This is a genomic window from Shewanella sp. Isolate11, from assembly GCF_022398315.1.
GTDB lineage: Bacteria > Pseudomonadota > Gammaproteobacteria > Enterobacterales > Shewanellaceae > Shewanella.
In genome coordinates this window covers 147,384-160,978 of the sequence record NZ_JAKEVF010000003.1, presented here as the reverse complement: position 1 = coordinate 160,978, position 13,595 = coordinate 147,384, and the positions used below count along the sequence as shown (strand labels likewise).

Below are 13,595 nucleotides of genomic sequence, written 5' to 3'. Positions count from 1 at the left end.
TTTTTAACCCTTTCTGGTTTCCCCATCGTTTGTAGACAAATAAAGCCGCTAGGTGCAGACTCTAAACCTGTGTGAGATAACCTCTGGAGTGCAGGTGGAACAGCAAGTAGAAAATGCAGTAGTTGAAGAGCTTGATCAGCAATTGATGTATCAATATGCCCAAGGCGATCATCAGGCATTTGCTCAGTTGTATAACAAGCATAAAGGGGCTTTGTATCGTTATTTTGTCAGGCAAATGGGCGATCGTCAGCTTGCCGAAGATCTATATCAAGAGACTTGGAGTCGAGTGATTAAGGCGGCTGAAAATTATCAATCGAAAGCCAAATTTACCACTTGGTTGTACACCATTGCCCATAACTTGCTGGTGGATCATTACCGCGCTCTAAAGCCGGTCGATAATTTTAGCGACAAAGCCGAGGCTGAGCATGAGCTAGAGGCATTGTTGGAAAGTGAGGAACTCAGCCCAGAATCACATAGCGAGCAGCAGTTGAAGGCGAATATTCTATCTGGATGTATCGCGTTATTACCTCAAGTCCAAAAAGAGGCGTTTCTGCTGAGTATGGAGTTAGGCCTAACAGCCGCAGGGATTGCTGAGGTGGTTGGAGCCGGAATGGAAGCGACCAAGAGTCGTATTCGGTATGCCAATCAGGCGTTAAAAGAGTGTGTTCAACGCCAGTGGCAGGAGCAATAATATGCAGCAAAATCATTCTAATGAGCTTAGTGATGAGCAGCTCAAGCAGCTTTATAAAGCCCAGGCAACTGAGCAGCCCAGCCAAGCTTTAGATGAGGCTATTCTTGCTAAAGCCAAGCAGCAACAGTCCAATCGAACTCAGCCTGCAGCTAAAGGTAATTTGGTCTTTTTACGTCAATATCGCTGGCCAATCTCTACCGCGGCATCGGCTTTCTTGTTGGTGAGCTTATTGCTACTTAACCCTAATAGTGTCAATGAACACAATGGCATAGACGGCTCACTGCAAGGTGTGCAGCCTCAAGCGGCAAGAACCTTAATGGCGCCGCAAGTGAATAAACAAGTTCAGCAGACTGCTATGCCGGAGCAAAAGGGCACAGAACCAGCATCAGAGACTATCGCGACAGATACGACAGCAACTTCTATCGCTGAAATGCAAAATCAGGCGCGAGCGACAATTTCGGATCTGCAGGCGTTAAATCATCTGCAACAACTTACCAAAGCTGAGGACTGGGCTGAAGCCAATAAGTTGCTGCAACGCATCAATTTACAGCGGCCTCAACTTGCTGACCCTAAGCATCCGCAGCATCAGCAGTGGCTTGAGCTGAGCAAGATTATCGCCACACATCCTCTTCCTTAGGCGCTAGCGTTAGGCTTTATTGATTCATCTCGACTGGCGACAGTGACATGGCCGTCACTGTCGCCTGGCATGTTTACATTTGCTAATACTTCTTTGGCGATAAAATACTGTAGATTTTATAAAAGTTTGATACTTTGTTGCACTGAAAAGAATCACAGTATCAATCAGTTTAATTAAGTGATCAGCGTTTTTATTGGGAAAGTTTTCGATAACAGAGTTAGGTTGTTTCGATAGTTTTTACAAGCAAGGATGACGATTGCGATTGATGCTATAACATCAATGGATCGAACATGAAGCTAAGCCCGAAATTTAGTCATCTATTTGCCAGTTGTGTGCTCGCATTAGGCACAATGCATACCAGTGCGGTATTTTCTGCAACCGAAGCGGCCATCTCAGGTGCACAAAACCAAGGTTATTACCGCGCTCCAGCCCTCAACGACAACACCTTAGTGTTTACAGCCGAAGGCGATTTATGGACTCAGTCATTAAACGACAAACAGGCGCGTCGACTCACGAGTCTGCCTGCGGAAGAGTTGGGCGCAACAATTTCAAAAGATGGCAAGTGGGTGGCTTATGTCGCTAATTATGAAGGCGCCAGCGAAGTTTATGTTATTCCCATTCAAGGCGGTGTTGCTAAACGAGTCAGTTTCGAGAACAGCCGCGTGCGCGTGCAAGGCTGGACCGCAGACGGCCAAGTATTGTATTCGACCGATAACGCTTTTGGCCCAGCGAACTATTGGGTATTACGCAGTGTTGATCCTGTTAGCCTGACGACCACCGACTTGCCTCTGGCCGATGCTATCGAAGGTGCGATCGATGATGCCGGTAAAAATCTGTTCTTTACTCGCTTTGGCCTGCAAACCACAGGTGATAACGCCAAGGTTTATCGTGGCGGTGCCAAAGGTGAATTATGGCGCTACACCTTAGGTAGCGACAAAGAAGCGGTGTTGTTAACAGCTAACCATGAAGGTTCGGTACGACAACCTATGTTATGGCAAGACCGACTCTATTTTGTCAGCGATGCCAGTGGCAATGACAATATCTGGTCGATGGATTTCTCTGGCAATGATATTCGTCAGCACACACAATTTAGCGACTGGCAAGTGCGCGGCGCGCGCATCGATAATGGCCGTATTGTGTTCCAGCAAGGCGCCGATATTAAGCTGTACGATATAGCTGCCAACCAAACTCAAACTCTCAATATTCAGCTGACATCTGACTTTAGTGAGCGACGCGAACATTGGGTTAATCAACCTATGGATTACGCTAGCGACACTCATTTGTCGCCATCGGGAGACAAGGTGGTGATCACCGCCCGTAGTCATGTGGCGATCGCGGGTATCGATGGTTCTCGATTAGTAGAGTTAGCATTAACGGGTGAGCATCGCGTGCGTAACGCGCAAATGAGCCCTGACGGTCAGTGGGTTTATGCCATCAGCGATGCGTCTGGTGAGCAAGAGATCTGGCGTTATGCCGCCGATGGCAGTCAGGATGCTAAGCAGCTCACCAAAGAGGGCGGCAGCATGCGTATGGGTCTGCATCTGTCACCCGATGGACGTTATATCGCGCATGATGATTATGACGGTAACCTGTGGTTACTCGATATCAAAAAGGGTAAAGACCGTAAAATTATCACCAATGGTCAGGGCTTAGGCCCTTATGCTGATGTGGTGTGGTCTGATGATAGTCAGTTTATTGCCATCACTAAAAATGAGATTGGCCAGCAGCGTCCACAAGTGGTGCTGTATTCCTTAGATGACGATAAAGCGCAAACACTGACCAGTGATAAATATGAGTCTTTCTCGCCAGCCTTTAGCAACGATGGCAAATGGCTGTACTTTATTTCTAACCGTGAATTTAAAGCTACGCCGACTTCACCTTGGGGCGATCGCAACTTAGGCCCCGTGTTTGATAATCGTGGACAGATTTTTGCGCTGGCATTAAATTCGGCGGCCAAGTTTCCTTTCAGCAAGCCTAACGAACTCACCACTAATGATAACTCGGGTGAAGATGATGCTGACAGCAATGAAATTGAAGTTCAGTGGCAAGGTCTGAGTCAACGCCTGTACCAAGTACCTGTTGCTTCGGGTAACTACAGTAATTTACAAGTGACCGACAAAGGACTTTATCTATTAGCACATTCGGCAACGCCCGGTAGCAGCGCATCATTAAAGTGGGTTAAGTTTGACCCTATCGCGCCTAAAGTCGATACCTTTGCAGATGACGTGGCTAATTATCAGCTCTCTGCCGATGACAGTAAATTGTTCGTGCGTAAAGGCAGCAATGGTGGCAAGGAGATGTTGATTGTCGATGCCGGTGAAGCTTTGCCCAAAGAGGTTAGCAACGCTCGGGTGCAAACACAGCAGTGGCAATTAGCCATATCACCACAACAAGAGTGGCTACAGATGTTCGAAGATGCTTGGTTGATGCACCGAGATTCATTCTTCGATAAGAAGATGCGCGGTGTCGATTGGAGCGCCACTAAAGCCAAGTATCAGCCGCTGGTGGCAAGACTGACTGACCGTAACGAGTTAAACGATATCTTTAAACAGATGATGGGCGAGCTTGACGCGCTGCATTCTCAGGTGCGTGGTGGCGATTTGCCATCAAACCCTGATACGCCAGTAGGCGCTAACTTAGGTGGCCGTATTGAGCAAACTAAGCAAGGAGTTAAGATAGCTCACATCTATCAAAATGATGCCGAGTTACCTAGTCAGGCTTCGCCGCTGAATCGTATCGACGTCGATGCCAAGGTGGGCGATATCATAGTGGCGATTAACGGCAAGTCGGTTAATACCGTAGCTGACGTGGCGCATCACTTACGTAATCAAGCGAATAAGCAGGTATTACTCACTCTAAAACGCAGCAGTAAAACCATTAAAACGATAGTGGTTCCGGTGAACAACAGCACCAATGGCAAACTGCGTTATTTAGATTGGGTTAATTACAACAGCGATAAAGTTACCGACAACAGCAAAGGCGATATCGGCTATTTACATCTTTATGCCATGGGCTCGGGTGATATTGCTAACTTCGCCCGTGAGTTTTATGCCAACATCAACAAGAAAGGTCTTATCATAGACGTACGCCGTAATCGCGGTGGTAATATCGACAGTTGGATCATTGAAAAACTGCTACGCCGTACTTGGATGTTCTGGCAACCTACTCAAGGTGATGCCAACCCCAATATGCAGCAGACTTTCCGTGGCCATATTGTAGTGCTAACCGATCAGCTGACTTACTCTGATGGTGAAACTTTCTCTGCAGGGATTAAAGCTTTAGGTATTGCGCCATTGATTGGTAAACAAACTGCAGGTGCGGGTGTTTGGCTGTCAGGGCGTAACGCGTTAACCGATAAAGGTATGGCGCGTGTGGCTGAATATCCGCAGTATGCAATGGACGGACGTTGGATTGTCGAAGGTCGTGGAATTAGCCCTGACATTGAAGTTGATAACCTGCCATTAGCCACTTTTAAAGGCGAGGATGCCCAGTTACAAAAGGCGCTGAGTTACTTGAAGGAAGAGTTGGTTAAGCAACCTGTAAATCCATTTCAGGCGCAGCCAATGCCAGCTTCTGGTATGGCGCAAGACGTTAAATAAATTAGCCTGATTGGCTGGTTAATTTTCAATAAGTTTAGAAGGCTACCGACCATGTAGTTCCCAGGTCGGTGGCCTTCGTTTTATTGGTGGTATTGATTTAACGGTTCATGAGGATTCTTTTGACTGGAAGCGCTTAAAACACAACATTAGGTCTACACTAGATGTAGATTAAGTTATCGTTTGAAGGGGATATTGGTGCCTGTGTCGATGAACGCTGTAATGTAGTACAGGTTGACCCTGACAATGTGGTATTGACCGAGGTTACTGCGCCATTACCCGACATAGGTTTAGCGGCGCGCTACCAATTAGCTTAACTATCAAAGGGAATATGATTGAGCGTTATCAGAATATCCTTGGATAAGCTATTGGCAATAAAACAGTTTTTATGGGCTAAGGCGTGCATTTTGGCTAATCGCTGCTCTGTGAGCTGCTCAGGTCTTTCAAAGGTGATTTGCGGAGCAAGGGTAATTTGCGTAATGGCTGTGCGCCCCTGTTCATTACAGCCTAATATTGCCGTGCAGCTATCGTGATAACTGACCACATTAAGGCGCATCTTATTAGCGATAGTCAAAAAACTCAGCATGTGACAACTGCTTAGTGCCGCCAGTAAGCTCTCTTCAGGGTTAACTCTGTCATCGGCACCTAAATAATCAGCTGCAGCCGAGCCTTCCAGCGTTTGACCACTGCCAAATTCGATTAGGTGATCTTTACTGTTGTTGCCTGTAAATTGACCTGTCCAAGTCAATGTTAGCGAGAAAGCCATCGATAACGCTCCATTTGGGAAATTCTAACGCTTAATTAAAGCGGTTAAGGCCTAATAAAACTGTATCTGTTTCGTCAAGCCGTAGTTCAAGGCAAGCTATATTATCAATGAACTACAGATTAAACATTGTTTAATAAGCCTTAAAAACCCACTCTTTAGTGGTGATAGTTCCCATTCGGGCATGAGTTTGCTTGCTTTCGTTAGTGATAGCAGGTAAATCTTATTAGGCTACAGAATAGATATTTGCTTGGTTTTGACCCATGCTTAATGGGAATCGAATAAAAAAGTGCTGAGGCCTTGTTTTTTCACCTTTCCACCCCAAGTTCTTTATTGAAGTCATTCAAAAAAAGGAAAACCTATGAAAATAAATCTTTCCGGTCATCACGTAGATATTACTGATTCAATTAAAGAGGATGTAAACCTAAAGTTTTCCAAAATCGCTACACATTTTCCCACCCTTATCTCGCTCGATATCATCATTTCTAAAGAGCATGGCGAATTCCAAGTTGAGCTTAGAACGAATTACGAAGGTAGCCGGATCTCAGCATCGGGTAGTGACGCTGTAATGTATCCAGCTATTGCGATGGCGGCCAAGAAACTTGACGCTGCGCTGAAACACCGCAAAGGACAACTGAAAGCAGATTTACATCAAAAACCAGTGAGCACAACGCCAGAAATTGCCGCTGAAATCATCCAAGAGATGAAATTGACCTAAAGCTTTTGAAAACAAAAATTAAACACAAGCCACCGAAGGGTGGCTTTTATTGTGTCTGAATTTAGCGACATTAATGAGTACGTGAGTTTGTGTAAAAGCGCTGCGTGACAACAGTGAGCTAAAGCTGACGACTAAGGTGTGCCATTTTACCGCCTTTCAGATGTGACAAAGGGTTAGCGTTTCCGCTAACCCTTTGTTTTTATTGGTGGAGGCGGCGTCACCTGAATTAACTAGTTAAATGTTTGTTTTTTATAGTGTTAAACAAAGAACTGTTCTTAAGGTGTTACTTCTAGTGTTACTAAAAATCATGGTTAATGGCAATTGTGCTAAATGCGCGCAAACATCTTATTAAAATTTTTGCCCTCTTGATGGAATCTTAGGTGACCGTTCCGATTAAGTCGGACCTTACCTGTAAACGGGTGAGTGATATAGCCCCATTGACCGTACCTGGAAAAGTACAGCACGTAATCTATATCGACCCCATCCCACTGTGACTGGACAACGACGTTTTCTTCATGAGTATCGAGAGACTTTACTTGGATTCGATAAAACGAGCTGCCATCCGAAATAACCAAGTCGGTTTTACTGCCATGGTCAGCCATGGGTAAAAAGACTTCCCAGCCATCCATTTGGAACCAAGATGCAGCGAGTGTTTCGTAAGAAATGCTTTTGTAAAATTTAGCGGTTTCGGGTTTAGCTTTAGTTTGTTTGATAGGCATAATTATGATCCTGAGTTTATGCCACTGGTCTGCTATTGGCTGCATGACTGTGGCCGAAAGCTCCCATCACGGAATGCTTTCAATCAGGATTCACAACTACCTCTCCTGAGTGTAGTCCTTAGCAAAGCGGCCAAGCTTGGATTTCGGGCTCAACCCATACTCTCCATAAATGCCAATTCAGTATCACACTGGTGAATCGCGTTCAGATATAACCTAGTTATTGTTTAGCTCCTTGTCAATTGCATGTGGCTGCTTTAATTAAAAGTCTACCTATATCTACCTGGCGTAATTTCCGCGCAAGTTCGCTCAGGTACGATAAGTGCTATTGTTGTCCTATTCTTCTGTTACTTAAATAGCTAGCTAAAATATGTCTTGCTTAGCTCAGATGCGGGTAGTGGCTTGTTCTACCTATATTGATCCAAATCCTGTGTTTTCTTACATCGTTGTGGCACAATCCTGAAAGGCACTAAATCGTCTGTAAGTGTTTGTTATCTTCTAAGAAGGACCTGGATTGACAATGAGCATCAATAAAACAAAGTTGACTGAAACGGACATCATCACCAAATTCATTATGCCAGCCATAACCAGTGCGGGTTGGGATGATATGACGCAGATACGTCAAGAGGTGAAATTGCGTGATGGCAAGGTGATCGTACGTGGTCAGTTAGGTGTCCGTAAGACCGTTAAGTCTGCCGATATAGTGCTCTATCATAAACCCAGTATGCCACTTGCTGTTATTGAGGCTAAAGCCAATAAGCATGAAGTGGGTAAGGGGATGCAGCAAGGGCTCGATTATGCGCGTTTGCTAGAAGTGCCCTTCATCTTTGCTTCAAACGGCGATGGCTTTATCTTCCACGATAAGACAAAGCTTGGAACGCCCGAAGAACACAAACTAGAATCCGAAATCCGTTTAGAAGATTTTCCATCACCACAAGATTTATGGACTAAATACTGTGCATGGAAAGGTTATACCCAGGCGCAGCTTCCAATTATCAATCAGGAATATCGTGAGGAGCCAGGTAAACATCCTCGTTATTATCAACTGCAAGCCATCAATAAAACCATAGAAGCAATTTCATCGGGTAAAGACCGTGTACTACTGGTGATGGCTACGGGGACGGGTAAAACCTATACTGCATTTCAAATCATCTGGCGCTTATGGAAGTCTCGCGCGAAGAAACGTATCTTGTTCTTGGCCGACCGCAATATTTTGGTTGATCAAACCCGTATAAATGATTTTCAACCCTTTGAAACATCAATGACCAAGGTAACAGGAAGAACTGTTGACCCTGCCTATGAAATTCACTTAGCGCTATATCAGGCGCTCACTGGTCCAGAAGAAAGCCAAAAAGCCTATAAACAAGTCGATCCCGACTTCTTTGATTTAATCATAATCGATGAATGCCATAGAGGAAGCGCCGCTGACGATAGTGCCTGGCGTGAAATTCTCGAGTATTTCAAGAGTGCGGCTCAAGTCGGATTAACGGCTACTCCCAAAGAAACTGAGGAAGTGTCTAATTCAGATTATTTTGGTGATCCTGTTTATACCTATTCATTAAAAGAAGGTATTGAAGATGGCTTCTTGGCACCCTACAAAGTTGTTCGGGTAGATATAGATGTCGATCTACAAGGTTGGCGACCCACTAAAGGCCAAATCGATAACAATGGTGAAGTGATTGAAGATCGCATCTTTAACCAAAAAGATTTCGACCGCACCATGGTTATTGATGAACGTACTCAGCTAGTGGCAGAGACCATTACTAACTACTTAAAGCGCACCGACTCTATGGCAAAAACCATAGTGTTCTGTAATGACATCGACCATGCAGAGCGCATGCGCCGCGCTATTGCTAACCTCAGCCCAGATCAGATGGCTAAAAGCGACAAGTACGTAATGAAAATTACCGGGGACGATGAGATAGGCAAAGCCCAGCTTGATAACTTTATAAACCCTAAGAAAGCTTATCCCGTCATTGCTACAACCTCAGAACTAATGACAACAGGGGTCGATGCGAAAACCTGTAAGCTGGTGGTGCTTGACCAAAATATTCAGTCAATGACGAAGTTTAAACAGATCATAGGTCGTGGCACTCGTATCGATGAAAAATATGGCAAACTTTGGTTTACCATTCTTGATTTCAAAAAAGCCACTGAGCTATTTGCTGACGAACGATTCGATGGCACTCCAGAAAAAGTCATTAAAATCACGCCGACCGATATTGAAGACGAAGAAGTTGATATCGACACAATTGGCGATGATTTTCCTAACGACGATACCGATACTTCTGATGACATGCCTAACGACACCATTAATGATTCCATTGACGAAAACGACAGTGGTAATGCTGGTGTTGACGATAATGAATGGAGTGAGGATGACGAGCCACGCAAAGTACATAAATACCGTGTATCAGGTGTTACGGTCAGTATAGTCGCCGAGCGAGTGCAATATTATGATAGCGATGGCAAATTGGTTACCGAATCTTTTAAAGATTACACCCGAAAAACCATGGCGAAGCAGTTTGCTTCACTCGATGAGTTTGTAAAACGCTGGAATGAATCAGACCGTAAACAAGCCATCATAGATGAGCTCGCCAATGAAGGTATCATCTGGCAAGCACTAGAAGACGAAGTCGGCAAGGAGCTGGACCCCTTCGATATGATTTGTCATGTGGTTTACGACCAACCACCATTAACGCGCAAGGAGCGCGCAAACAACGTCAAAAAGCGTAATTACTTCACAAAATACTCTGAAACCGCGCAAGCCGTATTAGATAATCTTCTGGTAAAGTATGCCGACGTTGGCGTGCAAGAAATCGAATCCATGCAAGTGCTCAAAGTGCAGCCATTTAACGAAATTGGCAGCTTAAGCGAAATAGTTAAAAAAGGCTTCGGTGGTAAAGAACAATACGAGCAAGCCATTAGTGAATTAGAAGCTGAAATTTATCAAATTCACCAGCAATCTGCTTAACATTGCAGCAGTTAAAGCGCCAAGCAAAGCCATTATTTATAGGGCTGATTAATCACAAACTCAGCCTGTTTCCAAATAAGAGAATACAATGTCAATCAGTTCAGTTATCAAATCTACTCAAGACATCATGCGTAAAGATGCCGGTGTTGATGGTGACGCGCAGCGTCTAGGCCAAATGTCTTGGCTCTTATTCCTTAAAGTGTTTGATGCTCAAGAAGAAGAGCTAGAGTTCGAGTTAGATGATTACCGCGAACCCATCCCAGCCAAGTACCTATGGCGCAACTGGGCGGCAGATAACCAAGGCATTACCGGTGATGAGCTGCTGGAATTCATCAATGATGACCTGTTCCCGAGATTAAAAAACCTAACCGCGCCGAAAGACACCAACCCACGCGGATTTGTGGTGAAAGAAGCCTTTAGTGATGCTTTCAACTACATGAAAAATGGCACACTGCTGCGTCAGGTGATTAACAAGCTCAACGAAATCGACTTCACTGACTCTAAAGAACGTCACCTGTTTGGTGATATCTACGAACAAATTCTACGTGACCTTCAAAGCGCAGGTAATGCGGGTGAGTTCTATACCCCTCGTGCGGTGACGCGCTTTATCGTCAATCGTCTTGACCCTAAACTGGGTGAACAAATTATGGATCCCGCCTGTGGCACGGGCGGTTTCTTGGCTTGCTCGTTCGATCACGTCAAAGAAAACTACGTAACCAGCGCAACCGACCACCAAACACTGCAAAAACAAATCCACGGTGTAGAGAAGAAACAGCTGCCACATTTGCTGTGTATCACCAATATGATGCTCCACGGCATCGAAGTCCCAGTGCAGATCAAGCACGGCAACACGCTTAACAAGCCGCTTTCAAACTGGGACAGCAATATCAATGTGATTGCGACTAACCCACCGTTTGGCGGCACAGAAGAAGACGGGATTGAAAAGAACTTCCCTGCCGAAATGCAAACTCGTGAAACCGCCGATCTATTCTTGCAACTGATTGTCGAAGTATTGGATCAAGAGGGTCGCGCTGGTGTGGTGTTGCCTGATGGCACCTTGTTTGGTGAAGGTGTAAAAACCAAAATTAAAAAGATGCTGACGGAAGAGTGTAACCTGCACACGATTGTTCGCTTACCTAATGGCGTGTTCAACCCATACACGGGCATTAAGACCAACATTCTGTTCTTTACCAAAGGCCGACCAACCAAAGAAGTGTGGTTCTATGAGCACCCTTACCCAGAAGGCGTGAAAAACTACAACAAAACCAAACCAATGAAGTTTGAAGAGTTCCAGCAAGAGATCGATTGGTGGGGTAACGAGGCAGATGGATTCGCTAGTCGCATCGAGACCAAGCAAGCTTGGAAAGTGTCGATTGAGGATATTATCGAGCGCAACTTTAACCTTGATATTAAAAACCCGTATCAGGACGAAGTCGTCAGCCATGATCCTGAAGAGTTACTGGCGAGCTATCAACAACAGCAACAAGACATTAAAGCACTGCGTGACCAACTGAAAGGCATTCTCGGTGATGCGCTTAGCTCTACCATTCAAGGTAAAAAGCAAGGTGGAGAACAATAATGGCTGTAGACCAATCTCCTATGAATAACCTAATCACCGAGCATATTGATATTTGGACTTCAGCAGTTAAGACCAAATCGACCTCTGGTCGCGGTAGCAGCAAGAAACTAGAGCTTTATGGGGTTAAAAAGCTGCGTGAGTTAATTCTGGAGTTGGCGGTTCGAGGAAAGCTTGTTCCTCAAGATCCTAATGACGAGTCAGCTTCATTGTTGCTTGAGCGTATCTCGCAAGAAAAAGCGCAGTTGGTGAAAGAGAAGAAGATTAAGAAACCCAAAGTGCTATCAAAGTTACGTGAGGACGAAATTCCATTCGATATACCAGAGAGCTGGGAATGGATTAGATTAGGCGAAATTGGGTATACCCAGACGGGCGGAACACCCAAAAAAGCCAATCAAGAACATTTTGGTTCTGATGTCCCCTTTATTAAGCCTGCTGATATTACAGAACTGAAAGTCATATATGATAACGAAGGTCTGTCTACTGAAGGAGCAAAAGCTCTTGGTCGAATTGCACCTTCAGGCTCTGTATTGATGGTTTGTATTGGGACAATTGGGAAGTGCCAGTTAATTGAACATGACTGCGCTTTTAATCAGCAAATTAACTCAGTAACACCATTTCTACCACTCGGTTCGTTTATTTTTAATGCGCTAAGATCGAACTATTTTAGCAGATGTGCTTGGGAACGTTCTTCTAGCACAACAATAGCAATTCTCAATAAAGGAAAATGGGAATCTATTGCAGTACCTTTGCCTCCTGTTGAAGAACAACACCGTATCGTCGCCAAAGTCGATGAGCTAATGGCGCTCTGCGACCAGTTAGAGCAACAAACCGAAGCAAGTATCGAAGCACATCAAGTGCTAGTAACAACTTTGTTGGACTCTCTATTGTTGCCTACAGCAACGGCTGAAGGCTCTCTCACCAACTCTGCCGATGCTGACGAGTTGATGCAAAACTGGGCGCGAATCAACGAGCATTTCGATACTTTATTCACTACTGAAGCGAGTATCGACCAGCTTAAACAAACCATCCTACAACTGGCAGTTATGGGTAAGTTGGTACCACAAGATCCAAGCGATGAGCCTGCTGCTGAGTTACTGAATAGGATTGCGGAAGAAAAAGCGCAGTTAGTCAAAGATAAGAAAATCAAGAAGCAAAAGGCGCTACCGCCGATTGCTGAAGCTGAAAAGCCGTTTGAGCTGCCAAATGGATGGGAGTGGTGTAGATTTGGAAATGTGTTTGTGGATCTAAAATACGGTACATCGAAAAAGTCTGACTATAAAATGAATGGCTCACCAGTATTGAGAATTCCCAATGTTGTTGGTGGTAGAGTAGATCTAAGCGATCTGAAGTACTCAGTGATGACTGACAAAGAATTAGTTGATTACCAATTGCAACAAGGGGATCTTCTTCTAATACGCTCAAATGGTAGCTTAGGTATCGTCGGCCGCTGTACTGTTGTGGATAATGATTTGGTTAATACTGTTTATGCTGGCTATTTAGTTCGTGCTCGAATTCTACCTGACACTGTTAACTCTCATTATGTAAAATCGGTACTAGATTCTCACGATGTGAGGCGACAAATAGAAGGCCCTATAAGAACAACTAGTGGTGTCAAAAACGTTAACAGTACAGAACTTTCAAGTTTACTAATTCCTGTGGCTCCCGCGTGTGAGCAACTGCGGATCAATGAGAAAATAATTGAACTTCATGCTATGTGTGACCAACTAAAACAACACCTCTACGGTAACCAACAAACTTCGCTTCAGCTCACCGATGCAATTGTTGAACAAGCAGTGTAGACATGAGCCTTTACAATATCGCCAATAAAAACATCTCACGCTAACATCGACAACTCTTGCAGCCGAAGGGCTGCAAGAACGGCACGATTTACAAGAAGCGCTAAAAGGCTGTATTGATGTCA

At 44.7% G+C, this 13,595-nt stretch carries 9 protein-coding genes; 7 read left to right on the top strand and 2 right to left on the bottom strand.

The features are described 5' to 3' along the window. The first annotated feature begins 145 nt into the window (after window positions 1–145). From L1D21_RS09830 to L1D21_RS09820, 3 genes are all read left to right on the top strand, one after another. Entirely contained in the window at window positions 146–691 is a 546-nt protein-coding gene (locus L1D21_RS09830; RefSeq protein ID WP_239845292.1) for a sigma-70 family RNA polymerase sigma factor, read from the top strand. Window position 692: 1 nt separating this feature from the next. Beyond that, entirely contained in the window at window positions 693–1,328 is a 636-nt protein-coding gene (locus tag L1D21_RS09825) for a hypothetical protein (RefSeq protein WP_239845076.1), read from the top strand. Between the two features lie 350 nt (window positions 1,329–1,678). Continuing rightward, window positions 1,679–4,927: a S41 family peptidase gene (locus L1D21_RS09820; RefSeq protein WP_239845291.1), complete on the top strand. Its 3,249-nt coding sequence runs from the start codon at window positions 1,679–1,681 to the stop codon at window positions 4,925–4,927. A gap of 310 nt (window positions 4,928–5,237) precedes the next feature. Here L1D21_RS09820 and L1D21_RS09815 read toward each other — a convergent pair whose 3' ends face one another. Beyond that, window positions 5,238–5,690, bottom strand: coding sequence for an OsmC family protein (locus L1D21_RS09815; RefSeq protein ID WP_239845075.1), 453 nt, complete (start codon window positions 5,688–5,690; stop codon window positions 5,238–5,240). Window positions 5,691–6,048: 358 nt separating this feature from the next. Here L1D21_RS09815 and raiA point away from each other — a divergent pair, with 358 nt between their 5' ends. Next, window positions 6,049–6,405 carry a ribosome-associated translation inhibitor RaiA gene (gene raiA / locus L1D21_RS09810; protein WP_239845074.1) on the top strand — a complete coding sequence of 119 codons (357 nt, stop codon included), beginning with the start codon at window positions 6,049–6,051 and terminating at the stop codon, window positions 6,403–6,405. A 326-nt stretch (window positions 6,406–6,731) separates the two neighbouring features. Here raiA and L1D21_RS09805 read toward each other — a convergent pair whose 3' ends face one another. Then, on the bottom strand, window positions 6,732–7,124 hold the full coding sequence (locus tag L1D21_RS09805; RefSeq protein WP_239845073.1) for a group I intron-associated PD-(D/E)XK endonuclease: 393 nt from the start codon (window positions 7,122–7,124) through the stop codon (window positions 6,732–6,734). 517 nt (window positions 7,125–7,641) lie between these two features. On the opposite strand from L1D21_RS09805, the gene L1D21_RS09800 reads away from it, so the two are divergent. The 3 genes from L1D21_RS09800 to L1D21_RS09790 all read left to right on the top strand — a co-directional run bounded on the left by L1D21_RS09800 (window position 7,642) and on the right by L1D21_RS09790 (window position 13,473). Beyond that, window positions 7,642–10,095: a DEAD/DEAH box helicase family protein gene (locus L1D21_RS09800; RefSeq protein ID WP_239845072.1), complete on the top strand. Its 2,454-nt coding sequence runs from the start codon at window positions 7,642–7,644 to the stop codon at window positions 10,093–10,095. A gap of 88 nt (window positions 10,096–10,183) precedes the next feature. Next, window positions 10,184–11,674, top strand: coding sequence for an N-6 DNA methylase (locus L1D21_RS09795; RefSeq protein WP_239845071.1), 1,491 nt, complete (start codon window positions 10,184–10,186; stop codon window positions 11,672–11,674). Further along, window positions 11,674–13,473, top strand: coding sequence for a restriction endonuclease subunit S (locus tag L1D21_RS09790; RefSeq protein ID WP_239845070.1), 1,800 nt, complete (start codon window positions 11,674–11,676; stop codon window positions 13,471–13,473). The genes L1D21_RS09795 and L1D21_RS09790 overlap by 1 nt, the downstream gene beginning before the upstream one ends. Window positions 13,474–13,595 lie beyond the last annotated feature (122 nt).

Excerpts from the sequence above, each read along its gene's own strand:
- L1D21_RS09805 (WP_239845073.1), bottom strand. The coding sequence starts at position 7,124 with ATGCCTATCAAACAAACTAAAGCTAAACCCGAAACCGCTAAATTTTAC.
- L1D21_RS09830 (WP_239845292.1), top strand. The coding sequence starts at position 146 with ATGTATCAATATGCCCAAGGCGATCATCAGGCATTTGCTCAGTTGTAT.
- L1D21_RS09825 (WP_239845076.1), top strand. The coding sequence starts at position 693 with ATGCAGCAAAATCATTCTAATGAGCTTAGTGATGAGCAGCTCAAGCAG.
- raiA (WP_239845074.1), top strand. The coding sequence starts at position 6,049 with ATGAAAATAAATCTTTCCGGTCATCACGTAGATATTACTGATTCAATT.
- L1D21_RS09795 (WP_239845071.1), top strand. The coding sequence starts at position 10,184 with ATGTCAATCAGTTCAGTTATCAAATCTACTCAAGACATCATGCGTAAA.
- L1D21_RS09815 (WP_239845075.1), bottom strand. The coding sequence starts at position 5,690 with ATGGCTTTCTCGCTAACATTGACTTGGACAGGTCAATTTACAGGCAAC.
- L1D21_RS09790 (WP_239845070.1), top strand. The coding sequence starts at position 11,674 with ATGGCTGTAGACCAATCTCCTATGAATAACCTAATCACCGAGCATATT.
- L1D21_RS09800 (WP_239845072.1), top strand. The coding sequence starts at position 7,642 with ATGAGCATCAATAAAACAAAGTTGACTGAAACGGACATCATCACCAAA.
- L1D21_RS09820 (WP_239845291.1), top strand. The coding sequence starts at position 1,679 with ATGCATACCAGTGCGGTATTTTCTGCAACCGAAGCGGCCATCTCAGGT.